This is a genomic window from Caballeronia sp. INML1 (assembly GCF_023631085.1).
GTDB lineage: Bacteria > Pseudomonadota > Gammaproteobacteria > Burkholderiales > Burkholderiaceae > Caballeronia > Caballeronia turbans.
The window spans coordinates 35,018-59,301 of the sequence record NZ_JALQDT010000068.1; the positions used below are offsets into that span (position 1 = coordinate 35,018).

24 protein-coding genes and 1 pseudogene are annotated in these 24,284 nt (G+C 63.8%); 19 read left to right on the forward strand and 6 right to left on the reverse strand.

What is annotated here, in order from left to right; all coding sequences use genetic code 11:
- Window positions 1-180: 180 nt before the first annotated feature.
- The 13 genes and pseudogenes from NCR38_RS27610 to NCR38_RS27660 all read left to right on the forward strand — a co-directional run bounded on the left by NCR38_RS27610 (window position 181) and on the right by NCR38_RS27660 (window position 10,391).
- Entirely contained in the window at window positions 181-1,965 is a 1,785-nt protein-coding gene (locus NCR38_RS27610; RefSeq protein WP_250477909.1) for a gamma-glutamyltransferase family protein, read from the forward strand.
- Between the two features lie 27 nt (window positions 1,966-1,992).
- Complete coding sequence (locus NCR38_RS27615) at window positions 1,993-3,402, forward strand: MFS transporter (RefSeq protein ID WP_250477910.1); 1,410 nt, start codon at window positions 1,993-1,995, stop codon at window positions 3,400-3,402.
- A 23-nt stretch (window positions 3,403-3,425) separates the two neighbouring features.
- Window positions 3,426-3,968, forward strand: coding sequence for a GAF domain-containing protein (locus NCR38_RS27620; protein WP_250477911.1), 543 nt, complete (start codon window positions 3,426-3,428; stop codon window positions 3,966-3,968).
- Window positions 3,965-5,278, forward strand: coding sequence for an MFS transporter (locus tag NCR38_RS27625; protein ID WP_250477912.1), 1,314 nt, complete (start codon window positions 3,965-3,967; stop codon window positions 5,276-5,278). The genes NCR38_RS27620 and NCR38_RS27625 overlap by 4 nt, the downstream gene beginning before the upstream one ends.
- A gap of 233 nt (window positions 5,279-5,511) precedes the next feature.
- A complete protein-coding gene (locus NCR38_RS27630) occupies window positions 5,512-5,922 on the forward strand; it encodes a response regulator (RefSeq protein WP_086961132.1) in 411 nt (136 codons plus the stop codon).
- 266 nt (window positions 5,923-6,188) lie between these two features.
- Window positions 6,189-6,524 (forward strand): helix-turn-helix transcriptional regulator, encoded by a 336-nt coding sequence (locus NCR38_RS27635; protein ID WP_061118604.1) that lies wholly within the window; start codon window positions 6,189-6,191, stop codon window positions 6,522-6,524.
- Window positions 6,521-7,003 (forward strand): ArsI/CadI family heavy metal resistance metalloenzyme, encoded by a 483-nt coding sequence (locus NCR38_RS27640; RefSeq protein ID WP_250477913.1) that lies wholly within the window; start codon window positions 6,521-6,523, stop codon window positions 7,001-7,003. The genes NCR38_RS27635 and NCR38_RS27640 overlap by 4 nt, the downstream gene beginning before the upstream one ends.
- Window positions 7,004-7,031: 28 nt before the next feature.
- Window positions 7,032-7,106: pseudogene (locus tag NCR38_RS34540) on the forward strand (arsenate reductase ArsC); the annotation flags it as partial.
- Window positions 7,080-7,343 (forward strand): hypothetical protein, encoded by a 264-nt coding sequence (locus NCR38_RS27645; RefSeq protein ID WP_409241444.1) that lies wholly within the window; start codon window positions 7,080-7,082, stop codon window positions 7,341-7,343. The pseudogene NCR38_RS34540 and the gene NCR38_RS27645, both read left to right, overlap by 27 nt.
- A 23-nt stretch (window positions 7,344-7,366) precedes the next feature.
- Window positions 7,367-8,437, forward strand: coding sequence for an ACR3 family arsenite efflux transporter (gene arsB, locus NCR38_RS27650; RefSeq protein WP_213233901.1), 1,071 nt, complete (start codon window positions 7,367-7,369; stop codon window positions 8,435-8,437).
- 19 nt (window positions 8,438-8,456) lie between these two features.
- A complete protein-coding gene (locus tag NCR38_RS34215) occupies window positions 8,457-8,579 on the forward strand; it encodes a hypothetical protein (RefSeq protein WP_284502508.1) in 123 nt (40 codons plus the stop codon).
- Entirely contained in the window at window positions 8,557-9,294 is a 738-nt protein-coding gene (arsH, locus tag NCR38_RS27655) for an arsenical resistance protein ArsH (protein ID WP_284502509.1), read from the forward strand. Before NCR38_RS34215 ends, arsH begins: the two co-directional genes overlap by 23 nt.
- Before the next feature lie 398 nt (window positions 9,295-9,692).
- Window positions 9,693-10,391, forward strand: coding sequence for a hypothetical protein (locus NCR38_RS27660; RefSeq protein ID WP_061118608.1), 699 nt, complete (start codon window positions 9,693-9,695; stop codon window positions 10,389-10,391).
- A gap of 22 nt (window positions 10,392-10,413) precedes the next feature.
- Here NCR38_RS27660 and NCR38_RS27665 read toward each other — a convergent pair whose 3' ends face one another.
- From NCR38_RS27665 to NCR38_RS27690, 6 genes are all read right to left on the reverse strand, one after another.
- On the reverse strand, window positions 10,414-11,256 hold the full coding sequence (locus NCR38_RS27665) for an IclR family transcriptional regulator (RefSeq protein ID WP_061118609.1): 843 nt from the start codon (window positions 11,254-11,256) through the stop codon (window positions 10,414-10,416).
- 67 nt (window positions 11,257-11,323) lie between these two features.
- Window positions 11,324-12,865: an AMP-binding protein gene (locus tag NCR38_RS27670; RefSeq protein ID WP_250477916.1), complete on the reverse strand. Its 1,542-nt coding sequence runs from the start codon at window positions 12,863-12,865 to the stop codon at window positions 11,324-11,326.
- Window positions 12,866-12,892: 27 nt separating this feature from the next.
- Entirely contained in the window at window positions 12,893-14,674 is a 1,782-nt protein-coding gene (locus NCR38_RS27675; protein WP_061118611.1) for an ABC transporter permease subunit, read from the reverse strand.
- A gap of 9 nt (window positions 14,675-14,683) precedes the next feature.
- Window positions 14,684-15,745: an ABC transporter ATP-binding protein gene (locus NCR38_RS27680; RefSeq protein WP_061118736.1), complete on the reverse strand. Its 1,062-nt coding sequence runs from the start codon at window positions 15,743-15,745 to the stop codon at window positions 14,684-14,686.
- A 10-nt stretch (window positions 15,746-15,755) separates the two neighbouring features.
- Window positions 15,756-16,817: an ABC transporter substrate-binding protein gene (locus tag NCR38_RS27685; RefSeq protein WP_061118612.1), complete on the reverse strand. Its 1,062-nt coding sequence runs from the start codon at window positions 16,815-16,817 to the stop codon at window positions 15,756-15,758.
- A gap of 68 nt (window positions 16,818-16,885) precedes the next feature.
- Window positions 16,886-17,647: an enoyl-CoA hydratase/isomerase family protein gene (locus NCR38_RS27690; RefSeq protein WP_061118613.1), complete on the reverse strand. Its 762-nt coding sequence runs from the start codon at window positions 17,645-17,647 to the stop codon at window positions 16,886-16,888.
- Window positions 17,648-18,008: 361 nt separating this feature from the next.
- Here NCR38_RS27690 and NCR38_RS27695 point away from each other — a divergent pair, with 361 nt between their 5' ends.
- From NCR38_RS27695 to NCR38_RS27720, 6 genes are all read left to right on the forward strand, one after another.
- Window positions 18,009-19,226, forward strand: a complete 1,218-nt coding sequence (locus NCR38_RS27695) for an ABC transporter substrate-binding protein (protein WP_250477917.1) — start codon at window positions 18,009-18,011, stop codon at window positions 19,224-19,226.
- A gap of 94 nt (window positions 19,227-19,320) precedes the next feature.
- Complete coding sequence (locus tag NCR38_RS27700) at window positions 19,321-20,193, forward strand: branched-chain amino acid ABC transporter permease (protein WP_061118615.1); 873 nt, start codon at window positions 19,321-19,323, stop codon at window positions 20,191-20,193.
- 18 nt (window positions 20,194-20,211) lie between these two features.
- A complete protein-coding gene (locus NCR38_RS27705; RefSeq protein WP_250477918.1) occupies window positions 20,212-21,996 on the forward strand; it encodes a branched-chain amino acid ABC transporter ATP-binding protein/permease in 1,785 nt (594 codons plus the stop codon).
- Entirely contained in the window at window positions 21,980-22,684 is a 705-nt protein-coding gene (locus NCR38_RS27710; RefSeq protein ID WP_061118617.1) for an ABC transporter ATP-binding protein, read from the forward strand. Before NCR38_RS27705 ends, NCR38_RS27710 begins: the two co-directional genes overlap by 17 nt.
- Before the next feature lie 46 nt (window positions 22,685-22,730).
- Complete coding sequence (locus NCR38_RS27715) at window positions 22,731-23,267, forward strand: 2,4'-dihydroxyacetophenone dioxygenase family protein (protein ID WP_250477919.1); 537 nt, start codon at window positions 22,731-22,733, stop codon at window positions 23,265-23,267.
- Between the two features lie 5 nt (window positions 23,268-23,272).
- On the forward strand, window positions 23,273-24,283 hold the full coding sequence (locus NCR38_RS27720) for an NAD(P)H-quinone oxidoreductase (protein ID WP_250477920.1): 1,011 nt from the start codon (window positions 23,273-23,275) through the stop codon (window positions 24,281-24,283).
- The last annotated feature ends 1 nt before the right edge of the window (window position 24,284 follow it).

Consider the following 24,284-nt stretch of genomic DNA (forward strand, 5'->3'; position numbering starts at 1 on the left):
CTGCTACATTGAACCAATAAACATTGGTTCAATGTAGCAGATTGCCGGCGGCACCGCGATGGATTGCTTTACTTTTTCTGTTCGCATACCCTACGCGAACAGCTTTCGATTTCACACGAAGTCGTAGGCATCGATGCAGTCTGGACCAATAACCAATGGTTCGAGATAGGGACAACAGTAATGAGTTTCACGACACGACCCGAACTGATCGGCACTTTCGGCATGGTGGCGTCGACGCACTGGCTAGCCAGCGCGTCCGCGATGGCGGTCCTCGAAAAAGGCGGCAACGCGTTCGACGCGGCCGCGGCCGCCGGCTTCGTGCTGCAGATCGTCGAGCCACATCTGAACGGGCCCGGTGGCGAGTTGCCCGCCGTGTTCTACAGCGCGAAGGACGACCGCGTGCGCGTGCTGTGCGGCCAGGGCGTGACGCCCGCTGCCATGACCATCGATCGCATGAAGGACCTGGGCCTCACCGTGATGCCAGGCACCGGTTTGTTGCCCGCCGTCGTGCCGGGCGCATTCGGCGGCTGGATGACTTTGCTGCGCGACTACGGGCAGTTGCCGCTGGAAGACGTGCTGAGCTATGCCATCGGCTATGCGGAGCACGGCTATCCCGTGCTGCCGCGCATGGCGTCGTCGATTCTCGCGATTCAGGATTTCTTCAAGCGCGAATGGCGCACGTCCGCCGAGCAATGGCTGCGCGACGGCGAAGCGCCGCGTCCCAATCATCTTTTCGCAAATCCGGCCATTGCGGAAACCTACAAGCGCATTCTGCGCGAGGCGAAAACGCGCGGCGACCGCGCGGAGCAGTGCGAACGCGCGCGCCTTGCCTTCTACCGCGGTTTCGTCGCGGACGCGATCGATCAGTACTTTCGCTCGACGGACGTGCTGGATACATCGGGTCAGCGCAATCGCGGCCTGCTGGATGCATCGGATCTCGCGAGTTGGGAAGCGACGTACGAAGACGCCGTCTCGTACGAATACGAAGGCTTCATGGTCCACAAGACGGGACCTTGGGGCCAGGGTCCGATGTTTCTGCAGCAGCTCGCCTTGCTGAAGGGCTTCGATCTCGCGAGCATGGACCCGCTGGGGCCCGACTTCGTCCACACGGTCATTGAATGCGCGAAGCTCGCGTTCGCCGACCGGGACGTCTTCTACGGCGACCCGAATTTCTCCGACGTGCCGATGGACACGCTTCTGAGCGACGCCTACAACGACGCGCGCCGCCAGCAGATCGACCCGCGTCGCGCATCATTCGAGTTCCGTCCGGGCAATCTGCTCGACAGCGCGGCGCGCGCCGAAAAAATCCTGGCCAACGCGGGCCGCCAGCAACCCGGCGGTTTCGGTCAGGGCGAACCCACTTTCGCGCCACTGCCCGAGTTGCGGGGCGACACGGTACATCTCGATGTCGTCGACCGCTGGGGCAACATGGTATCGGCAACGCCGTCGGGCGGCTGGTTGCAGGCATCGCCTGCGGTGCCCGGACTGGGCTTCAATGTGACGACGCGCGGCCAGATGTTCTGGATGGAAGAAGGACTGCCCTCGTCGCTCGGGCCGGGACGCCGTCCGCGCACGACGCTCTCGCCGACGCTCGTCACGCGCGACGGCAAGCCGTATGCCGCGCTCGGCACACCGGGCGGCGACCAGCAGGATCAATGGTCGCTGCAACTGCTGTTACGGCACGTGCACTTCGGCCTGAACCTGCAAGCCGCCGTGGATTCGCCCTCATTCCAGACCGCACACTTCCCCGGCTCGTTCTATCCGCGCGACATTCAGCTCGGCAAGATGTCGGCGGAAGGCACCTTTGCGCAAGCCACGCTCGATGAACTGCGCGCGCGCGGCCACGAACTCACGGTCGCCGAACCCTGGTCGCTCGGGCGCGTGTGCGCCGTGGGGATCCGTCATGGCCTGATGCGCGGAGCCGCCACGCCGCGGCAGATGCAGGCTTACGCCATCGGGCGCTGACGCAGCATCCATCGGAGAACATCGATCATGTCCGCTGTCGCCGCCCGCCTCGAACGGCTGCCGCTATCCGGCTTTCATCGCAAGCTGCTGATCATCGGGGGACTCGGCTATATGTTCGACGGCCTCGATTCGTCGTCGCTCGCCTTCCTGCTTCCGGTCGTCAGCAAGCTGTGGAGCCTGACGAGCGCGCAGACCGGGCTCGTCGCGAGCAGCACGTATATCGGCTATTTCTTCGGCGCGTTCCTGTCGGGCGTGCTCGCGGACATCATCGGCCGGCGCCGCATCATGATGAGCGCGCTCGCGATCTATTGCGTCGCGTCGCTTGCGAGCGCCACCGCCAACGACTGGCACACGTTCTTCGTGTTGCGCATCGTCGCGGGCTTCGGTTCAGGTGCCGAAACCGTCGTGATCGCGCCGTTTCTCGCCGAATTCGTGCCGCGCCGTTATCGCGGCATGTTTTGCGGCGCGTTGGTGGGCTTCATGTCGTTCGGATATCTGAGCTCGTCGATTCTCGGCTATACCGTCGTGCGCAATTTTCCGGACGGCTGGCGCTATCTCGCGGTCATTACAGCCCTGCCCGTCGTCATGCTGCTGTGGTGGCGGCGCACGCTGCCCGAATCGCCGCGCTGGATGGAAAGCCAGGGCCGCGTCGCCGAGGCCGGCAGCGTCGTCGACGACATCGAGGCGTGGTATGCGCAACGCGGCATCGCGCTCGCACCGCTGTCTGTCGTGGGCGCGATTCCGGCCGCCGCAAAGAGCAGCGGAAGCGCCTGGCAAAACGTGAAGACGCTGTGGTCCAAGCGCCTCGCGGGCACGACAGCCGTGAGCTGGCTGATGTGGTTCGCCGTCGCCTTCGCGTACTACTCGTTCTTCTCATGGATCCCGAGCCTGCTCGTCAAGGAAGGGCTCACGATCACGAAGAGCTTCGGCTTCTCCATTGCCATCTACGGCGCGCAGATTCCGGGCTATTTCTCGGCGGCGTGGCTCAACGAGAAGATCGGGCGCAAGGGCGTGGTGGCCTCGTACATGACGCTCGGCGGCATCGCGGCGATCATGCTGTCGCTGTCGCATACCGGCATGCAGATCATGGCGGCGGGCATCTGCCTGTCGTTCTTCATGAACGGCGCATTCGCGGGCGTCTACGCGTACACGCCGGAAATTTTCCCGACCGCGGTGCGCACGACAGGCACGGGATCGTCGTCCTCGTTCGGGCGCATCGGCTCGGTGAGCGCTCCGATTCTCGTCGGCATCGTGTATCCGTCGTTCGGCTTCTTCGGTGTTTTCGCGATGACGACCGCCGTGCTGCTTGCGGGCGCGTGCGTCGTGTTCTTCCTCGGCATCGAGACGCGCAATCGCTCGCTCGAAGACATCGAAATCAACGGCGCGATCGAGGACGATGCGCGCGACCGTCTTGCCTCCACCAATCTGCGCGGCTGAGCGCCTACACCGATAACGACATCATGCGGGACACAGAAGCAGATACGACGCGCCCACTGACACTGAACGACCTGCAACGGCTCGCACGCGCGATGCGCGAGCCCACCCAGCCCGCGACGCTCTTCGACGCGCTCGCCGCAGTCGCCGCCGAGACGATCGGCTTCCGGCTTTTCACCATCATGGCTTACGACGCGCGCAATCACGAGGTGGAGCGCGTCTTCACCAACATGCCCGAGGTCTATCCGGCCGGGGGCCGCAAGAAGAAGCGCGGCACCGCGTGGGCGACGCAAATCCTCCATGATTTGCGGCCGTTCCGCGGCGAGACCGCACACGACATCCGCCGCGCGTTCGACGACCACATGACAATGGCGAACATGGGCCTGGGCTCGATCCTCAACATCCCGATCGCCTATGACGGCGAATGCATCGGCACGATGAATCTCACGCACGTCGAGCACTGGTACAAGCGCGAGCACGAAGACACGGGCGTGCTGCTCGGCTCGTTTCTCGCGCCCGCGCTCGTCTCCCGCATGCCGCTATACGCCGACGAGGCACCGCGCCCATGAATCGCGCCTCTCCTGAAACCGGGCGCTGGCTGATGGTGTTCGCGCTCGGCTATCTCGCACTGCTCGTCGACGGCGCCGACGTCATGATGTACGGCCTCACGCTCACGCGCATCAAAAGCGAATTCGGCCTCACCAACGTCGAGGCCGGCGCCCTGGGTAGCCTCACGCTCGTCGGGATGGCGGTGGGCGGCATTCTCGGCGGATGGGCGAGCGATGCGCTCGGGCGCGTGCGAGTGGTGGTGTGGGCGCTCGCGCTCTTCTCGCTCGGCGCGGGCCTGCTCGGACTCACGCATACGTTCGCGCAGTTCGCCCTCGTGCGCTTCATCAGTTCGCTCGGAATCGGCTGCATGGTCCTCGTGAGCACGCTCGTCGCCGAATACGTACCGACCGAGCGGCGCTCGCTGATTCTCGGCATGTTGCAGACGGGCGTATCGGCGGGCTATATCGTCGTGATCTCGCTCGCCAACTGGATCTTGCCGCTCTACGGCTGGCGCATGCTCTTTTACGTCGCGACGATTCCCGTCGTGCTGGCGCTGGCGATTCATTTGTTCGTGCCCGAACCGCCCGGCTGGCGCGCAAGCGTGGCGATGCGGCAAGGCGCCCCGCGCGTGCGTCGCGCATGGCGCGAAAACCGCTATTACCTGATCTTCTCGGATCGCGAGGCACGCAAGATGTTCATTCTGTGGGCGCTCGCCTCCGTGTTTGCGCTTTCGGGCTTCTACGGGCTGAACAACTGGCTGCCGACCTATCTGGAGAAAGAACTGCACGTGCGCTTCGGCTCGATGGCGGGCTATATGATCGGCACGTACGTCGTCGCATTCGTGGGCAAGATCGTCGCGGGCTGGGTCGGCGATCTGTGGAGCCGGCGCGGCGTGTATGTGCTCGGCTGCATCGGCGCGGCCTTGTTTCTGCCGGTCATCGTCTTTCTTCACACGCGCGAGAATATCGTCTGGCTAATGCTTTTTTTCGGCTTTCTCTACGGCGTGCCACTGGGAACGATGGGTGCGTTCATGTCCGAGAGCTTCGCCACGCGCATTCGCGGCACGGCCGTCGGCGGTTCATATAACGTGGGTCGCTTCTGCTCCGGTGCGGCGCCGGTCGTGATCGGCTATATCGCCACGCAATTTTCGTTCGGTGTGAGCTTTCTGCTGGTCGGCGCAGTGTTCTTCCTGAGCGGTATCTGCGCGTTTTTCATTCCCGACCGCCTCTATGACACGAGCGCACCGGAACCGGGAGATCCCGGCCCAGCGACGCCCGCGCGCAACGCGAATTCCGATCAAGGCGCAGCGCAAGCGTTGAAGCCGCGTTGATGTTCCCGTTTCGGGCATGCGATACCGGAACGTCGTGAAGCCGTCGCCTGGCCGAGCGCCTTCGCTCATTGCGCATGGAAATTTCGGCCGCGCCCTGGGAACAGAATACAAGCGACTCACTACTTGCGCGCGGGACTCTTCGAGAGGGCATGAGGCTGCCATCGGCTGGCACCTTCCTTGCATAGGCGTCAATTGCGGGCAACGGTACCCGCTTGAAACTATGGAGAAGCGCCATGCAGATCCTTATCCTGGACGACGATCAAGATTTCGCGAACGGGCTCGCGGCACTTATCGCACGGATGGGCCATGGCGTAGCGATCGCACACAACTGCGCCGCAGCTCGCACGTTCGCTCATGATCGCGACTTCGACGTCATTCTTGCCGATGTTGACCTTCCGGACGGTGATGGAAGACACGTTTGTGACGGGTTGAGGGCCGAGGGCGCTTCGCAGGGAGCGTACATGATTGCCGTGACGGGCAAGACCGACCTCGGCGATGACGACTTTCCCTCGTTCGATGGTTATGTACGCAAGCCGGTCACCTACGACTTGCTCGAGCGCGTGCTCGAGGAATGGCGGCTTGCTGCCGGCCTTGACCGCGTGACGACCGCCCCTGAACCCTCCAAAGTCGTCGAAGCGCGATAGCGCGCGCTCCGCAAATCGCAACGGGCTTCGCAGCGGCAACAACCGGGGATAGAAGCATTTGCTTGCGATCATGCCCGGCGCTGCCGGGCATGAGATAGCAACGCGCCGAGAACCCTCTGCGCGCAGCAACAGGGAAGGTTCTAGTTCTCGCGCCCCTCTCTAGTCTGGTGTGCACTGCCGGATTGCGAAGAGCCGAGATCTGCCAGGACGTCCGGTCGACCGAATAGGTCTTGTCATTAGTTTCATATTTCGACTATTATCGAATCATGGAAACGAATGAAACCATTGCCGCGCTGGCGGCGCTCGCGCATGAGTCGCGGCTCGCGGTCTTTCGCGCCCTGGTACAGGCGGGCCCCGAAGGCATGCCCGCAGGCCAGATCGCCACGCTGCTGGATGTCGCGCCGTCGTCGCTGTCCTTCCATCTGAAGGAACTGTCTCGCGCGCAGCTCGTCACCAGCCGTCAGGAAGGCCGGTTCATCTACTACTGCGCCAACTTCGAAACGATGAACGGCCTGCTGGCCTATCTCACCGAGAACTGCTGTGGCGGCAACCCCTGTTCGCCAGCATCGGCATGTTCTCCCTCTCGGGAGAAGCAGTCATGAAGCGCTTTCATGTGCACGTCGCCGTCACCGATCTCACAGCGAGCATCCGTTTCTACTCGGCGTTGTTCGCGGCTGAACCGACGGTCATCAAGAGCGATTACGCGAAGTGGATGCTCGACGACCCGCGCGTCAATTTCGCGATCTCGCAACGCGGCGCCACGCCGGGCGTCGACCATCTGGGGGTGCAGGTCGAAAACGAGGCCGAACTGGCCGAGATGCACGATCGACTCCAAGGCGCCGCGTTGCCGGTCGACACCCAGACGGATACCGTCTGCTGCTATGCCAACTCGAACAAGTACTGGACCGTCGATCCGCAAGGCATCGCATGGGAGTCGTATCACACGCTGAACGACATTCCAGTATTCGGCGAGTCACGCAATTCGCCGAAAGGTGCACCTGCTTCTGAAGTCGCAGCGTGCTGCGCTCCGACGTCGGGCAAGTCGGTCGGTGTTCCGGTCAAATCCTCGTCATGCTGCTGAGTCCGACGCGCAATTCAACGACAAGCGTATGACAACCAACGTATTGATCCTGTGCACGCACAACTCGGCGCGCAGCGTGCTCGGCGATGCCATGCTGAATCACTACTGCGACAGCGCCGCCGCCGAAGCATGTGCGTTCTGGCCGGGTAGTCCGGTCAGGGTGCATCGGGGCGATGCCGACGGGTCGAACGCACCGGGCGGCGATGACGTCAAGCGTCAGGCGTTCGAGCTGACCCGCCAGGCGATCGGCTATCGCATGCTGCAGTTGCTTGAACTTCCCCTGGACCGTCTGGGCGATGCCGAGCTTCAGCAGGCGCTCAATGACATCCTGCAAAGCTGAACCCATCTCCATCGAGTCGTCTCATGAACACGCCCAACGTCGCCGCTTCGCGCAGGACCGCATCGAAGCCAGCCATCAGCTTCTTCGAGCGGTACCTGACCGTCTGGGTCGCGCTGTGCATTCTCGCAGGCATCCTGCTCGGCCAGGTCATGCCCGGCGTCTTTCAGGCAATTGGCCGGATGGAGTACGCGCAGGTCAACCTCCCGGTCGGGCTGCTGATCTGGGTGATGATCATCCCCATGCTGGTCAAGGTCGATTTCGGTTCGCTGCATGAAGTGCGTCAGCACATCCGGGGCATCGGCGTCACGCTCTTCGTGAACTGGCTGGTCAAGCCTTTTACGATGGCGTTCCTCGCCTGGCTGTTCATCAAGCACCTGTTGGCGCCGATGCTGCCCGCAGCGCAGCTCGACAGCTATGTGGCCGGCCTCATCCTGCTGGCGGCCGCGCCCTGTACGGCAATGGTGTTCGTGTGGAGTCGTCTCACCGGCGGCGACCCGCTCTTCACGCTCTCGCAGGTCGCGCTCAACGACAGCATCATGGTGGTCGCGTTTGCGCCGCTCGTGGGCCTGCTGCTCGGCATTTCCGCGATTACGGTGCCCTGGGCGACGCTGCTCACCTCGGTCGCGCTCTACATCGTCATTCCGGTGATTCTCGCGCAGATCCTGCGCAAGGCGCTGCTCGTCCAGGGAGAAGCCGCGTTTGAAGCAGCAATGGCGAAGATCGGTCCCTGGTCGATCACGGCGCTGCTCGCGACGCTGGTGCTGCTGTTCGCTTTCCAGGGCGAAGCCATCCTGAAGCAGCCACTCGTCATCGTGCTGCTCGCCGTGCCGATCCTGATCCAGGTGTTCTTCAATTCGGCGCTCGCGTACTGGCTTAATCGCGCGGTCGGCGAGAAGCACAACATTGCCTGCCCGTCTGCCCTGATCGGCGCGTCGAACTTCTTCGAACTGGCCGTTGCCACGGCAATCGGCCTGTTCGGGTTCAACTCCGGCGCTGCGCTCGCGACCGTCGTGGGCGTGCTGATCGAGGTGCCGGTCATGCTGCTCGTCGTACGCATCGTCAATCGTTCGAAGAACTGGTACGAGTCCGCCTGAAGGCTTTGGAAACGAGCACATGAACGACGTCATCATCTATCACAACCCTGGGTTCGGAGCCCCGCGTGACACGCTCGCGGTGATTCACCGCGCGAACAACGAACCCACGACCATTACCGATGCGGAGGGAAAACGTGTCTGATCTTGCGACCGAACTGCCGCAGGTTGACCCGGCGCTGTTCCGCGTTCCGGACATCGACCGCCTGCAGGCCGCGAAGGCTTCGCCGCACCCCCCGCGCATCCTGCTGCTCTATGGCTCGCTACGCGAACGCTCCTTCAGCCGACTGCTCAGCGAAGAAGCCGCGCGCCTCCTTGCGGCGATGGGCGCCGATGTGCGGACGTTCAATCCGAGCGGCCTGCCGCTGCCGGACGATGCGCCGGACACTCATCCCAAGGTGGCCGAGCTGCGGGACCTGGTGCTGTGGTCGGAAGGCATGGTCTGGTGCTCGCCGGAGCGCCACGGTGCGATGACCGGCATCATGAAATCGCAGATCGACTGGATTCCGCTTTCGCTCGGCGCGGTCCGGCCGACGCAGGGCAAGACGCTCGCGGTGATGCAGGTGAGCGGCGGCTCGCAGTCGTTCAACGCGGTCAACCAGATGCGCGTGCTCGGGCGCTGGATGCGCATGCTGACGATCCCGAACCAGTCGTCGGTGGCCAAGGCGTTCATGGAGTTCGATGAAACCGGCCGCATGAAACCCTCGGCCTACTTCGATCGAGTCGTGGATGTAATGGAAGAGTTGGTGAAGTTTACGCTGCTCACCCGGGATATTGGTCCGTATCTGGTCGACCGTTATAGCGAACGAAAGGAAAGCGCCGCGGAACTGATGAAGCGGGTGAACCAGTCGGGCATCTGATCAGTGTCGCCCGCCGCTCCTGATCGTCGTAGTTCACAGTGAAGAAGCTGCAAGTCGAACTTGCACGCGATGCCGGCGAGCCTGCTTGCCGTGTTCAGCAGCGTCTGCACGTCGCCGCGATCTTGAAGCACCTGGGGGTGGACCCGGCGCTTCTCCACGTCCCCGACATCGACCGCCTTCAGGCCGCGAAACGCATCGCCTTATCCTCCGCGCATCCTGTAATTCGACACTGGTTGCGACCGACAAATCAGCGAAAAGAGGCCAGAACAAAGGTCTGTTCGTGACGCCAGCGCAAGCACGTGATCGATAGAATTTCGTCCTATATCGACGTTACGCACTGTCACGCATCCGATATCTGTCGGATCGCTTTCTCACATCGGATTTCCGGTTCATCCAGCATGACACGGCTCGCACGGCACTACGTCCCAGAACAACCGCAGCACGTTATCTTGCAGGGGTTCACGGGCCCCGCCTTCCTGGACGAAGGAGACTATCTGTACTTCCTCGCCTGCCTGGCAGACGCAGCGCGCGTCGCCGATCTGGCCGTCCACGCGTGGGTACTCATGCCCGAGGCGGTACAGTTCCTTGTCACCCCTTCGTATGAGTCGAGCGTGGCCATTACGTTGCAGGCCGTCGGCCGTCGGTATGTCGAGACTTTCAATCGCCGCCATGGACGCCGCGGTGCGGTATGGCGTGGCGGGTACCGAGCCGCAGTGATTGAGCCCGACCGGTACTTCCTGCTCGCAAGCCAGATCATCGATCAGGCGCCGGTGCGCAACCGCCTTGTAGCCGACCCGGGAAGCTACCGGTGGTCGAGCTACGCGCACCATATCGGGCTGCGTGTCGATAGCTTTATCAAGGACCATCCACTTTACGGGGCGCTCGGCAATACGCCGCTCGAGCGCTACCGGGCATACCGCGATCTGGGCGCACATCCTGCTGACGAACGCGAGGTCGATAACCTGATGCAGTCGACCCTCGAGGGCTGGGTGCTCGGCAGCGCCGCGTATTGCGAGTGGGCTGCGCAGACAGCCAACCGGCGTTTAATGCCGCTGCTGCTGCGCGACCGGCCGCAGAAAGAACGTCAGCGTACTTAGGCTGCTCATCGCTCGCTTCGAGCTATTCGACGCGACGCCGCGTTGAAATAGCCGAGGCTGTGGAAATGACCAGATCGGCGAAGCGCCTTTCGTCGCGGTCGGCATGCCACCGCGATCTCGCCACCGCGATATTCACCGCGCCGATCCCTCGCCCGTGCGCATTGGTGATGGCCGCCGCAGTTGAAATGTCGCTGACGAAGTACTCGTCTTCTGTATGGGCGTACCCCTGCCTGCGGATTTGCGCGATCCGGTCTTTGATCTTGCGTGGCTGATACACGGTCGACGACGTGTACGGCACGAGATTCGTGCGGGACAGGAGGTCGTCGATCTCCCCGTCAGGAAGCGTTGCCAGGATCGCGAGTCCCGGCGCCGTGCAGTACGCAGGCAGGCGCGAACCGGTAATCACATGGGCGTTGAACACGTTGCGGCTCACGATCCGCAGCACGAACACGATGTCCGTGTCGTCCAGCACGGTGAGATTGGTGGCCTCCTCCGTCTCCGAGCCGAGTTGCTGGAGATAAGGCGTGGCCCGGCTCACGAGCTCGTTCGATGTCAGATAGTGGTAGGTGAAGTCGAGCAGCCGGGGCGACAGTTCATACTTGCGGCTGTCCGGATCCTTGAAAAGATAACCGAGGGCGGCGAGCGTGAAGGTGAAGCGTTGCGTCGCGCTCATGTCGAAGCCGGTGAGCGACGAAATCTCCGACAGCGACAACTGACGCTTGCTGCCGTCGAAGGCGGTGAGCACTTTCATCGCCTTTTCGACGGACTGCACGTACAGGGACGATGCACTCGGATCCGCCGCCTCGGCCCGCGGCTTCGTCGCTGGGCTCTTGCGTTTGCGCGGGGCTTTGGGCGCTTCGATCATCACAGGTTCGTCTTTTCGATTGTTGGCGGATTATCGCATGGCCCTAACACCCTATCGTTTGCCGATATCAGACCCGCGCTTCGCCCATTCGGTCCCATGCGTCGTCGACGCTGCGCGGCAGCAGATGCTTCCTTATACGCTCGCTGGCCGTGAGTTCGAAGCTCGCCACCGCCCGGTAATAACGCGGCAACTGGAAACTGGCGAGCCGCTCGCGCGCCCACGCGTGCAGGATGTTCCAGTCCACCGGTTCTTCCTTGAACTGCACGTTGAGCAGGATATCCTGTTCGCCGATCGGTGACGCCACGCCGATCGCAGCGCTCGCGCGAATGGCCGGATGCGCCGCGAAGATGCGCTCGATCTCCCACGCCGAAACGTTCTCGCCGCGCACGCGCATGCTGTCCGTTTGCCGGCCGATGAAGAATAAATCGCCGTCGGCGTCGCGCCGCGCGCGATCGCCCGTGTGCAAGCGGCCGCTGCGCAGGGCGGCGCTCGTCGCGTCGGGATTCTTGAGGTATGCCGGCAGGAACGTGCCTTCCACCTTGCTCGACAGCACGATCTCGCCCGCTTCGCCCTCCTTCACCGGCTGGCCGTTTTCATCGAGCAGTTCGATCTCCATCCATGGCAGCGCGCGACCGATCGACCCCGGCTTGCCCGTTGCGTTCGCAGTCGCAAAACTGGAGCATTCGGTCATGCCGTAGCACTCTCGCAAGCGCACGTTGAGCCGCTCCTGCACCGGCGCCCAGGCCGAGGCGCTCACACCCGCGCCCCACGCGACGCGCAAGGTGTGCCTCTCGGGCTGGGCGTCCGGCGGCAACTGCATGAGGATATCGAGCACGCCCCCGAGATAGTGCAGTTGCGTGGCGCCCGCGCGCTCGATCTGCGGCCAGAACTGCGAGGCCGAGAAGCGCGGCACCGCGTGCAGGCTCACCGTTTCGAGAAACGGCAGCAACAGCATCTGCGCGCCGCCGATATGGCACAGCGGCTCCCACAGGAACATTCGGTCGCCTTCGCGCACATCGGCGACGCGCAGCGCGGCCTCACCCGCAATGCGCATCATCCGGTGCGTGAAGATCACGCCCTTCGGCGCGCCCGTCGTGCCTGATGTATAGATGATGCACAGCGGATCGTGCACACCGATATCCGGGCTCGTGAATGCACTACTTGCTTTTCGCGTGTCGAACGCGGGCAAACGCACGCGCCGTGTGGTCCCGCAGTCGATCGTCGCAGAAGCGGCGTCGAACTCGTCCTCGATGATGAGGAGCTTCGGTTCGGCGTGCTGCACCAGATATTCGACGCCCGCGGTGCGCAACTTCGTATTCACCGGTACCCACACGAGCCCGCTCAGCACGAGTGCATAGATCAGATGCACGTGCGCCGCGCTGTTGCCGAGCATGACGGCGACGCGATCGCCCGGAGCGAGTCCCTCTTCCGCGAACCAGCACTGTAGATGCGCGACGTGCCGCGCGATGTCGTCGCAGGTAATCGCCTCATCGTCGAAGTGCGCGACGGTGCGCGCCGGGTCGCGGCGCAATCCGGCCGCGAGCAGTGGCACGCAGTCGAGTTCGTCGTCTGCGTGGCGATGAGCGAAGTATTCCGTATAGCGATGCATAGGGTTACCGATTGAGAAGCCCGTGACTCAGCGCGCGCGGCGCTTGAGCCAGGAAGAAACCGCCACGACGAGCGCGATGAGAATGACGAGCGTGGTCGACACAGCCGCGAGCGTCGGCGTGATCGCAAGCTGGATGTCGTCCCACATCTGCTTCGGCAGCGTCGAATTGATTCCGCCGCTCACGAAGATCGCGATGGTCAGATCGTCGAAGGAAACGAGGAATGCGAACAGGAACGCCGCCGTCACGCTCGCCATGAGTAGCGGCAGCACGATCGACGTGATGCGCCGCAGCGGCGACGCGCCCATCACGCGGGCTGCGTCGTCCAGCCGCCAGTCGAAGCGCTGGAAGCCGGCCGCGAGGGTGACGACCACATAAGGAATCGCGAGAACCGTATGCCCGAGCACGAGGCCGAGATTCGTGCCCGTAAGCCCGAAGCGGCCGAAGAGATACAGGAGCCCCACCGCGACGACGATGCGCGGCACGATCAGCGGCGCGACGAGCAGCGCGAACACGGGCTTGCTCACGCGGCGCGGCATGCGCGTCATCGCGAGCGTCGCGCCGAAGCCGAGCAGAAGCGACAGCAGCGCGGTGCCCAGACCGACTTCGAATGAACGGATGATGGCGCTGTGCCACACCGGCGAATCCATGAAGGTGCCGAACCATCGCGTGCTGAAGAACTTCGGCGGAAACGCGATGTAGTCGCTCTTCGTGAACGCATATGGAATCACCGAAAGCACCGGCGCGACGAGCATCGCCATGATGACGCACGTATAGAGTCCGAGCGGGCTTGCCGCCCGCGCGGTAGTGTCGGCGCGAACCTTGCGGCGCATCATCAGCGGCGCGCAGACGCGGCCCGCCGTCATCAGCAGCGCGAGCTTGAAACCCTGTGCGCGCGAGCCGCGCGAACGTTCCGTCACTTCGCCCGTCAGCGAGGTCAGGCCGACCATGCGGTCGTAGACGAAAAAGATGACGATCGAGCAGACGAGAAGCACCGTCGAGAGCGCGCCGGCGAAGCGCATGTCGAAGAGTTCGAGCACGGACGAGATCACGAGTTGCGCGATCATCGTTTCCTTCGGCGAACCGAGCAGCGCCGGCACGATGAAGAACCCGAGGCTGGAGATGAACACGAGCAGCCCCGCCGCCGCCACGCCCGGCGACGAGAGCGGCAGAAACACCGTGAAGAAGCTCGTGCTGCGTTCAGCGCCGAGCGTCTCCGCCGCCTGCGCGAGACGGTCGTCGATGCCGCGCATCACGGGAAGCATCGTCATGACGGCGAGCGGCAGCATCGAATGCACCATGCCGATGAGCACGCCGGTCAGCGACGGTATCGTGCCGCTCGTCTCGCGCACGAGCCCGAGCGAAAGCGCGATGGTCGAGAGCACGCCGGTCTTCGAAAGCAGCAGCATCCACGCGTAAGTCTTGACGAGATAGCTGGTCCAGAAAGGCAGCATGATCCAGAGGAGCCAGCGTTCGCGCACGCGCTCCGACAGCCGGCTCAGCATGTATGCGACCGGATACCCGAGCAGGATGGACAGCGCCGCCGTCAGGAACGATATCGCGAAGGTGATCCACAACACCTTGGCGTAGACGGGCGTGCGCGCGATGCGCTCGAACTGCGCGAAGCCGATATTGCCGTCGGGGCCAACGAGGCCGCCTTGCAGGATTTCGCCGACCGGCACGACGAAGAACACCAGCAGGAACAAGAGCGTGGGCACGATCGGCAAAAAGCGCATGAAGCGCGCCAGCACGACGGACCGGCCGCGCCGCGCGGCCTCGTTTTCGCGGTGCGCATGAAGAGCGATGGTCATGACGGTTCCTCAGGCGTGTAGCAGCGTCGTGCGATGTGGGTCCCACGTGAGGCCGACTCGGTCGCCGACGCGCGGGCTCACGCTGCGCCCGCAGCGTACGGTCAGCTCGCTGCCGTCGCTCATCGAGAGATGCACGCGCGTGTCGCTGCCGAAGAACACGACATCCGAAATCGTGCCGTCGACAAAGCCGCTCTGCGGTTCGACGATGCGCGGCGCCTCGGGACGCAGGAGCAGCGTGTGGCGCGTCGCGTGCGCGCCCGACGCGCCGGTCGGCAGAGGGATGCGGCCGCCCGCCGCGAGCAGGATCGGTTCGCCGCTGGCGCCGCGTGTCGCGTCGAGTTCGCCTTCCAGCAGATTCGAATGGCCGATGAAGCCCGCCGCAAAGCGAGTGGCCGGACGATCGTAGAGATCCGCAGGCGTGCCCACCTGTTCGATGCGCGCCTGGTTCATGAGACAGATGCGATCGGAGAGCGTGAGCGCTTCGTCCTGATCGTGCGTCACGTAGACGAAAGTCGCGCCGAGTTCCTTGTGCAGGCTTCGAATTTCGGCCTGCATGTGTTCGCGCAGCTTCTTGTCGAGCGCGCCGAGCGGCTCGTCGAGCAGGATCACCGAAGGCCGGTACGCGAAGCATCGCGCGAGCGCAATGCGCTGCTGCTGCCCGCCCGACAGCTCCTTGGGAAAGCGCTTCGCGTACTCGCTCATGCGCACCATGGCGAGCGCGTCGTCGACTGCGGCGCGCACTTCATCGCGTGACTTGCGGCGCATGCGCAGACCGTATGCCACGTTGTCCCACACGCTCATGTGCGGGAACAACGCGTAGCTCTGAAACACCATGCCGATGCCGCGCTTGCCTGGCTCGACATGCGTGACGTCGCGCCCGTCGATTTCGATGCGCCCCGCGCTCGGCGCGACGAGGCCGGAAATCATCTGCAACAAGGTCGTCTTGCCCGAACCCGAGGGACCGAGCAGTGTCAGGAATTCGCCCGCCTGCACGACGAGGTCCGTCGGTTCCAGCGCGACCGAATCGCCGTAGCGCTTCGCGATGCCGATCGCCTCGAGTTTAGAGCTCATCATCCGCTCCTTACGAAATGATCCAGGAATTGAACCGTTCGGTGACCTTCTGGCGGTTCTCTTCCCACCATTGCGGGCTCGGCAGCTTCATGTTCCTGATGTTGTCCGGGGCCGTCGGCAGCAGGGCCGCGCGCTCCTTGCTGATGGTCTCGAAGGACTTCCTGTTGGTCGGGCCGTAGGCCAGCGTGCGCGTGAGCAAGGCCTGACGTTTCGCATCGGCGCAAAAACGCACGAACTGTCTGGCCTCCTCGGCGCGAGGCGTGCCCTTCGGAATGCCCCAGCCTTCGATCGAATAGAGGCCCTGATTCCACACGATCGTCACCGGCGCGCCGTTGTCCTTCGCGGCTTGCGCGCGGCCGTTCCAGGTCGAGATCATGTCGACGTCGCCACTCTGGATCGCCTGCATCGCCTGCGCACCGGACGTCCACCAGATGTTGATGTGCGGCTTGATCTTGTCGAGGCTCTTGAACGCGCGGTCGACGTCGAGCGGATAGAGCTTGTCGAGCGGCACGCCGTCCGCGAGCAGCGCCTGTTCGAGCGTGTCGAGCGGACTGCGGCGCAGGCAGCGGCGGCCCGGGAATTTCTTCACGTCCCAGAAGTCCGCCCATGACTTCGGGCCGTTGTCCTTGAACTTGTCCGCCCGATACGCGAGCACGGTCGAATAGACGTCGACGCCGAGCCAGTTGGGCGTAATGGCTTCGGGCATGATGTCCGGATAGTCGCTCGCTTTGAGGCCGATCGGCTCCAGCAGGCCTTTCGCTTCGAGATACGGAATGTCGGCCGAGAGGGTCAGCGTCGTGACGTCCCACACATAGTTCTTCGTTTGCACCATCGCCGCGAACTGCGCGACCGGTTGCGACTCGCGCGCGACGCTGACGACCTTGATGCCGGTCGCCTTCTCGAACGGGTCATAGAAGGCTTCGCGATATGCGGTCGTGTACGGGCCGCCCGGGTCCGATACGACGATCTGCTTCGTTTGAGCGCGTGCGGCCAGCGGCATCGCGCCAGCCACGGCGAGCGCGCCCGCGCCGTGCAAAATGCGGCGGCGCGCCGGGTTGAAGTCTTGCGTCATGGTTCAGGTCTCCCGCACTGCGGTTAAGAAGAAGCGGCTCGACTTCAGCCCGGTTTAATTGGCCCGATTCATTTGGCGCGCTTTTTGAAGAACTCTTCCATCATGCGAGCGGGCTCGCCGGAGTCGTAGGCCTCGCGCTGGATGCGCATGCCCGCCTCGATACAGTCGACGAAACCCGGCTCGGTCATCTCGCGGAAACGCTGTTTGTCCAGACGCATCGCGACAGGCGGCTTCGCGGCAAGCTCGGTGGCGATTTCCAGCGCCTTCTCGAAGACCTTGTCCTGCTCGACGACGTGATGAATCAGCCCGATGCGATAGCACTCGTCGGCATCCATCAGACGGCCGGTGAGCGTGAGTTCGATGGTGCGCGACATGCCGAGCATCGAATTCATGATCCACGGGCCGGTCGTGCTGGCGATGCCCGCATTGATCTCCGGCTGGCCCATTCGCACGCCCGGATGACCCACGCGGATATCTCCGAGCAACGCGACCTGAAACGCCGAGCCGGCGGCCGTGCCGTTGAGGGCCATGACGAGCGGCTTGCTCAGGCCACGCAACGCCGCGTAATAGCGCTGCCACTCCTTGACCCACGCCACGGCGCGTTCGCCGTCGAAGTCGTGCGCTTCCGACAGATCCTGCCCCGCCGAAAACGCGCGGTCGCCAGCGCCCGTCATGATGATCGCGGCAACATCGTCGTCGGCATTGAAGCGCTCGAGCGCCGCGATGATCATTTCGCGCATCGGCGTGGTCCACGCGTTCAGGCGATCGGGACGATTCAACGTGATGACCGCGACGCGGCCGTGATTTGAAAACAGGACGTCTTGGCTCATGGTTTATCGCATAGCAATAGTTAGTGGTGTAATGCAATATAGAACCATCAAAAATACGGTGCAAGCGGGTTTACGCGAAAGCAGTGCGAATCGATGAAAAGTTGCCCTCCCCGACATTCGCCACGCGATGCGGCGCGGGCAAGCATTGCCCCCTTGCTTTCCTTACGTGGAAACCCTTGGTTGACGCAGCTACGAACCTGGACGCAAACTTGAAGCGCTTCAAATCCGGCTCGAATGAGACAGGACGCGCCGTGTGTGGCGACCGTGAATCGAATCGCTAACACGCAATTCTTAAAATAACAACAGTTTCGCGTCTAGAATTTGAAGCGCTTCAATTTCAAACAATACATGGAGACACCGCATGCCGACGCGCCTTCCCCGCACGATCTTTCGCTCACTCGCCGCCGCGTGCATCGCTGCATCGAGCCTCGCCGCGGCGCAGGCCGCGGACATCAAGATCGGCGCCCTCTTTCCTTTTAGCGGCGGACTCGCGTTGCTGGGCGACGAGAGCTATCGCGGCGTGCAGCTCGCCGTCGATGAACGCAACGCCGCGGGCGGCATCAACGGCGAAAAAGTGGTGCTCGTCAAAGCCGATGCCGTCGATGCAAACCAGGCCGTCGGCGAAGCACGGCGTCTGACTTCGGTGGAGAACGTGTCGGCGGTGTTCGGGAGCTACTCGTCGGCGGTGTCGTCGGCGGCGACTCAAGTAACCGAGCTCGCCGGCGTGCCCTTCTTCGAACTCGGTGCGACCGCGGACACCATCACGAGCCGCGGCTTCAAGTATCTGTATCGCAGCAACTCGACCACGAAGACCTTCGCGGACGGCACGCTGGAAGCACTCACCAAGGTCGTCGCGCCGCAGTTGAAGGTGGATCCGAAGACGCTGAAGATCGCCATCATTGCGGAAGACGGGCCGTACGGCACACTCGTATCCGGCTTTCAGAAGGAAGGCGCGAAGAAGCTCGGTCTGAACGTCGTGCAGGTGCTGCCGTACTCGGCGAAGAGCGTCGATCTGTCGTCGCTGATCCTGCGTCTCAAGGGCGCGGATGTCGATGTCGTGCTGCAAACCTCTTACCAGAACGACTCGATCCTGTTCTTCCGCCAGGCCGCGCAAGCAGGCTTCAAGCCGAAGGCGGTGATCGGCGCGGGCGGCGGCTACTCGCTCGCGGATACGGCCAAGGCCGTCGGCGCGCAGATGAACGGCGTATACGACATCGATTTCCCGCAAGTCGCGATGAACGAAAAAGGCGCGCCCGGCCTGGACACGTTCACCGCCGAATATCAGAAGCATTTCGGGATGGCGCCGCGCTCGGGTCACAGTCTCGTGAACTATGTCGGCGCGAAGGCTTTCCTCGACGTTCTCGCCAACGCGAAGTCCACCGACAAGGACAAGATTCGCGCGGCCGTGCTCGCCTACAAGAAAGCGGCCGGCACGACCGCGGCCGGCTGGGGCTTCCAGTTTGCCGACAACGGCCAGAACCAGCTCGCAACCACCAACGTGATGCAGTGGCAAGGCGGCAAGCTCGTGACCGTGTATCCGGAAGCGGTCGCGATCGCCAAGCCGGTCACGGCGCAGTAAATCCGCCGCACTCGCTCCGCCGCAGTCAATCCGCGTTTCTCTTTCACTCGAACCGCGTGGCGCCGACGCGCTGCGCGGTCTCCAGGAAACGGGCATGTCCATTCTTCTGCAACTTCTCGTCAACGGCCTGTTGCTGGGCGGCGCGTACGCAATCATCAGCATCGGCCTGACGCTGATCTTCGGCGTCGTGCGGGTGGTCAACTTCGCGCACGGCGAACTGCTGATGGTCGGCATGTACGCCGTGTGGCTGCTCGCCGCGAAGCTCGGCTGGCACCCGTATGTATCCGCGGTGCCGGTCGCCTTGCTTCTGTTCGCCCTCGGCGTGCTGATCCAGCGCTTCATCATCCAGCCGCTGCTCTCGGCCGACGCGCACATCCAGATCTTCGCGACCGTCGGCGTATCGACCGCACTCGTCAATCTCGCGCTCATGATCTTCGGCGCGGACGTGCATCCCGTCGACGTGAGCTTCGGCACCGAGCACCTGCAATTCGGCGACATCAACATTGTGAGCGGGCAGCTGATCACTTTCGCCGCGGCGCTGGCGGTCGCGGGCGGCGTGCATCTGTTCCTGCAGCGCACCTACACGGGACGCGCGTTTCGCGCGGTGGCGCAGCATCGCTACGCGGCCTCGCTGATGGGCGTCAACGTGAAGACCACGTATGTGCTCGCGTTCGGCATCGGCGCGGCGCTGGTCGGGCTCGCGTCGGGCCTGCTCGTCGCGCAGTATCCGGTGTTCCCGACCGTCGGCCAGTACTTCGTGCTGACCGCCTTCGTCATCGTCGTGCTGGGCGGGCTCGGCAGCCTGCCGGGCGCGCTCGTCGGGTCGATCGCGATCGGGCTCATCGACAGTCTCGCGGGCTATTACATCTCGCCCGACATGAAGGAAGTCGTCTACTTCGCGATCTTCCTCGTCATTCTCGTGGTTCGCCCGACCGGCCTCTTCGGCCTCGGACGCGGCTCCGAATAACGTTCAGCGAGGCATCCGATGTTTCCCAATCTCCTGCATCCGCGCGGCTACATGGGCGCGCTGGCGCTCCTCGCGCTGCTCGCGGTACCGTTCGCGCTGCAATCGCCGTTCGCCTTTCATCTTGCCGTGCTCGTATGCATCTTCGGTGCGCTCGCGACGGCGTGGAACATCGTCGGCGGCTTCGCCGGGCAGCTTTCGCTCGGACACGCGGTGTTCTACGGCATCGGCTCGTATGCGGCGACGCTGCTCGTCATCGACTTCGGCATCACGCCGTGGCTCGGCATGTTCGCGGGCGCCGCGATTTCGGCGGCGGCGGCGATCGTCATCGCCTATCCGACGCTGCGTCTGCGCGGGCCGTTCTTCGCGCTCGCCACCATCGCGTTTCTGGAAGTGTGCCGGCTGCTCACCGTGCACGAGGAAAGCTGGACGGGCGGATCGGCGGGCCTGAACGTGCCGCTCAATATCGGTCTCCAATGGATGGTATTCCGCGAAAAGTGGGCGTATCTGCTGATCGCGTTCGGCTTTCTGCTGGTGACGCTGTGGGCCGCGTGGCTCATCCGCCGCTCGCGCTTCGGCTTCTATCTGATCGCCGTGCGCGAGCGCGAGGATGCGGCGCGCGCCGTCGGCGTGAACGCGGTCAAGGTGAAGATCGGCGCGGCGGTGATCTCGGCCGTGCTGACGAGCATGATCGGTTCCTTTCATGCGATGTATCTCACCTTCATCGATCCGTCCGCCGCGTTCTCGCTGGAACTGTCGGTCCAGATCGCGATGTTCGCGCTCATCGGCGGGCTCGGCAGCGTGGCCGGACCGCTTGCGGGCACCGTGCTCGTGCTGCCGATCGCCGAACTCGCGCGCGGCTGGCTCAGCTCGTTCGGCAGCGGCACGCACGGCTTCGTCTACGGCGTCGTGCTGGTGCTCGTCGTACTGTTCATTCCGCGCGGGCTCGTCGGGCATCTGGGCGCTTACGTGCTGCGCTTCATCGACCGTCTGCCCGGCGCGCGCACGCCGGCGCCCGAACCGGCGAAGTCGATCGCGCCCGCCGATGCCCTGCCGCTCGGCACGCCCTTGCTGAAGGCGGAGCATCTGAAGAAGCGCTTCGGCGGCCTCGTCGCCACCGACGACGTGTCCCTCACGCTGCATGCCGGGGAGATTCTCGGCGTGATCGGCCCGAACGGCGCGGGCAAGACCACCGTCTTCAATCAGCTCTCGGGCTTCATTCGCCCGAACGAAGGCATCGTCAAGATCCGACTCGCCGATGGCACCTGGGCCGAGCCGCGCACGCCCGATGCTTTCGCGAAGGACGGCATCGGCCGCACGTTCCAGATCGCGCAGCCGTTCGCGGGCCTCTCGGTGCTGGAGAACATCATGCTCGGCGCGTTCATGAATACGCGGGTGCGCATGGAAGCGGAATCCATCGCACGCGAAGTCGCGGAGATCACCGACCTCACATCGTTGCTCGATACCGAAGCGCGCAGCCTGACCGTCGGCGGCATGAAACGCCTCGAAGTGGCGCGCGCGCTCGCCACGCGTCCGCGCGCGCTCCTGCTCGACGAAGTGATGGCCGGCCTCAATCCCGCCGACATCGCGCGCGCGATCAGCATGGTGCGGCGCATCCGCGAATCGGGCATCGCCGTGCTGATGATCGAGCACATGATGCAGGCGACGATGGCGCTGTCGGACCGCATCATCGTCATCAATGCCGGGCGCATGCTGAAGGAAGGGAAGCCGTCCGATGTCGTCAACGATCCTGAGGTGATTCAGGCCTATCTCGGCAAGGGGTATCTCGATGCTCAAGCTGCATAACGTCTCGGCCGGCTACGGCAAGAGCGAAGTTCTGCGCGGCGTCTCGCTCGATGTGCAGGAAGGCGAGATCGTCACGCTCGTCGGCGCGAACGGCGCGGGCAAGACCACGACCCTGAAGACGCTGTGCGGCATCGTCGCGGCGCGCGGCGGCAGCATCACGTTTCAGGGACAGGAGCTCGTTGGCAGATCGTCGCACGACATCGTCGCGATGGGTGTCACGATGATTCCGGAAGGCCGTCAGCTTTTCCCTTTCCTGAGCGTCGAAGAGAACCTGCTGATGGGCGCGTTTCGTCACGCCGCACGCGGCGCGCGGCGCGAACGCATGGACGAAGTGCTCGAACTCTTTCCGCGCGTGCGCGAGCGTCTCACGCAGCTGGCCGGATCGCTGTCGGGCGGCGAGCAGCAAATGGTCGCCATTGCGCGCGGCATGATGTCCGCGCCAAAGCTCTTGATCTTCGACGAACCGTCGCTCGGCCTTTCGCCCCTGCTCGTCGAGCAGATGTTCGAAGTGGTCGGCACGGTGGCGGCGCGCGGCGTGACGGTGCTGCTCGTCGAACAGAACGTGTTCCATACGCTCAAGCTCGCGAACCGCGGCTACGTGCTGGAAAACGGCGCCATCGCGCTTTCCGGAACGGGCGCAGAATTGCTCGATAGTCCCCACGTGCGGCGCGCCTATCTCGGTCATTGATTCGCCGATCCGACGCATCGCATTCAGAAACCACGGAGAAAAACTCATGCAAACCGAAGTGAAGCCCGACGAACAGGTCATCGCCTACCAGTTGCAGCAAGTGCCGTACATGTCGAAGGATCTCGTGCACGGCGGCGTCATGACCGATTGGCTCGAAGACGACAAGCTGTGGGTCCCCGCGACCGAAACCGTGTCGTTCAAGCCGCTCATCCTCAACGCGAGCCAGGGCTATTACGTGAATCTGCTGCGCGTGCGCGGCAGCGGGGTCGTGTCGCGTCATCGTCATAGCGGCGCCGTTCATGCGATGGTGCTCAAGGGCCGCTGGTACTACCTCGAACACGACTGGGTCGCGGAACAAGGCGGCTATGCGTTCGAGCCCGCGGGCGAAACGCACACGCTCTTCGTGCCCGAGGACGTGCCCGAGATGATCACCTGGTTCCACGTGACCGGCGGCTACACATATGTCGATCCGCAAGGCGTCGCGCAAGGTTACGAGGACGTCTTCACGAAGATCGAAGCGGCGCGCAGGCACTACGCGTCGATCGGTCTGCCCGCCGATTACATCGAATCGATCATCCGTTGAACGTCATGACATCCACTCTTCCTGCATCGATGCAATATATCGATCACGGCACGGGCGGCGCGCCCGACTGCATGCGGCTCGTGCAAGGACCGCTGCCCTCGCCGGGCCCGAACGACGTGCTGATCGAAGTCGCCTACGCGGGCGTGAACCGCCCGGACGTACTGCAGCGCTCGGGCTCCTATCCGCCGCCGCCGGGCGCATCGCCGCATTTGGGGCTCGAGGTGTCGGGGCGCGTCGTCGCGACGGGCGCGGGCGTCACGCAATGGCGCGCGGGCGATGAAGTCTGTGCGCTCGTGCCAGGCGGCGGTTACGCGCAATACTGCATCACGGATGCATCGCATTGTCTGCGGGTGCCCAAAGGCCTCACGCTGCTTCAGGCCGCGGCCTTGCCCGAAACCTACTTCACCGTGTGGACCAACGTATTCGAACGCGGCCGCCTGCAGGCGGGAGAGACGTTTCTCGTGCACGGCGGATCGAGCGGCATCGGACTGACCGCGATCCAGCTCGCGCACGCGTTCGGCGCGCGCGTCATCACGACCGTCGGCAACACGGAAAAAGCGCGGGCGTGCCGCGAAGCGGGCGCGGATCACGCGATCAACTATCGCGATGAAGATTTCGTCGATGCCGTCGCGAAGCTCACCGATGGCGAGGGCGTGAACATCATCCTCGACATGGTCGGCGGCGACTACATCGCGCGCAACATCCGCGCGCTCGCGCTCGAAGGCCGGCTCGTGCAGATCGCCTTTCTCGAAGGCAGCCGCATCGAACTGGATGCCATGCCCATCATGCTGCGCCGCCTCACCTTCACGGGCTCCACCTTGCGCGCGCGCAGCATCGAACAGAAAGCGGCGATCGCGCAGGCGCTGCACGCCCACGTGTGGCCGCTGCTCGAAAGGGGCCGCGCGCTGCCGGTGATTCATCGCGTGCTGCCTTTTGCGGACGTGCAGGCCGCGCACGAGCTGATGGAATCGAGCAAGCATATCGGCAAGATCATGCTGAAAGTGGGAGACCAATGAC

Bases quoted from the DNA above. Each gene is read 5' to 3' on its own strand.
- NCR38_RS27610 (WP_250477909.1), top strand. From the start codon at position 181: ATGAGTTTCACGACACGACCCGAACTGATCGGCACTTTCGGCATGGTG.
- NCR38_RS27615 (WP_250477910.1), top strand. From the start codon at position 1,993: ATGTCCGCTGTCGCCGCCCGCCTCGAACGGCTGCCGCTATCCGGCTTT.
- NCR38_RS27620 (WP_250477911.1), top strand. From the start codon at position 3,426: ATGCGGGACACAGAAGCAGATACGACGCGCCCACTGACACTGAACGAC.
- NCR38_RS27625 (WP_250477912.1), top strand. From the start codon at position 3,965: ATGAATCGCGCCTCTCCTGAAACCGGGCGCTGGCTGATGGTGTTCGCG.
- NCR38_RS27630 (WP_086961132.1), top strand. From the start codon at position 5,512: ATGCAGATCCTTATCCTGGACGACGATCAAGATTTCGCGAACGGGCTC.
- NCR38_RS27635 (WP_061118604.1), top strand. From the start codon at position 6,189: ATGGAAACGAATGAAACCATTGCCGCGCTGGCGGCGCTCGCGCATGAG.
- NCR38_RS27640 (WP_250477913.1), top strand. From the start codon at position 6,521: ATGAAGCGCTTTCATGTGCACGTCGCCGTCACCGATCTCACAGCGAGC.
- arsB (WP_213233901.1), top strand. From the start codon at position 7,367: ATGAACACGCCCAACGTCGCCGCTTCGCGCAGGACCGCATCGAAGCCA.
- NCR38_RS34215 (WP_284502508.1), top strand. From the start codon at position 8,457: ATGAACGACGTCATCATCTATCACAACCCTGGGTTCGGAGCCCCGCGT.
- arsH (WP_284502509.1), top strand. From the start codon at position 8,557: ATGCGGAGGGAAAACGTGTCTGATCTTGCGACCGAACTGCCGCAGGTT.
- NCR38_RS27660 (WP_061118608.1), top strand. From the start codon at position 9,693: ATGACACGGCTCGCACGGCACTACGTCCCAGAACAACCGCAGCACGTT.
- NCR38_RS27665 (WP_061118609.1), bottom strand. From the start codon at position 11,256: ATGATCGAAGCGCCCAAAGCCCCGCGCAAACGCAAGAGCCCAGCGACG.
- NCR38_RS27670 (WP_250477916.1), bottom strand. From the start codon at position 12,865: ATGCATCGCTATACGGAATACTTCGCTCATCGCCACGCAGACGACGAA.
- NCR38_RS27675 (WP_061118611.1), bottom strand. From the start codon at position 14,674: ATGACCATCGCTCTTCATGCGCACCGCGAAAACGAGGCCGCGCGGCGC.
- NCR38_RS27680 (WP_061118736.1), bottom strand. From the start codon at position 15,745: ATGAGCTCTAAACTCGAGGCGATCGGCATCGCGAAGCGCTACGGCGAT.
- NCR38_RS27685 (WP_061118612.1), bottom strand. From the start codon at position 16,817: ATGACGCAAGACTTCAACCCGGCGCGCCGCCGCATTTTGCACGGCGCG.
- NCR38_RS27690 (WP_061118613.1), bottom strand. From the start codon at position 17,647: ATGAGCCAAGACGTCCTGTTTTCAAATCACGGCCGCGTCGCGGTCATC.
- NCR38_RS27695 (WP_250477917.1), top strand. From the start codon at position 18,009: ATGCCGACGCGCCTTCCCCGCACGATCTTTCGCTCACTCGCCGCCGCG.
- NCR38_RS27700 (WP_061118615.1), top strand. From the start codon at position 19,321: ATGTCCATTCTTCTGCAACTTCTCGTCAACGGCCTGTTGCTGGGCGGC.
- NCR38_RS27705 (WP_250477918.1), top strand. From the start codon at position 20,212: ATGTTTCCCAATCTCCTGCATCCGCGCGGCTACATGGGCGCGCTGGCG.
- NCR38_RS27710 (WP_061118617.1), top strand. From the start codon at position 21,980: ATGCTCAAGCTGCATAACGTCTCGGCCGGCTACGGCAAGAGCGAAGTT.
- NCR38_RS27715 (WP_250477919.1), top strand. From the start codon at position 22,731: ATGCAAACCGAAGTGAAGCCCGACGAACAGGTCATCGCCTACCAGTTG.
- NCR38_RS27720 (WP_250477920.1), top strand. From the start codon at position 23,273: ATGACATCCACTCTTCCTGCATCGATGCAATATATCGATCACGGCACG.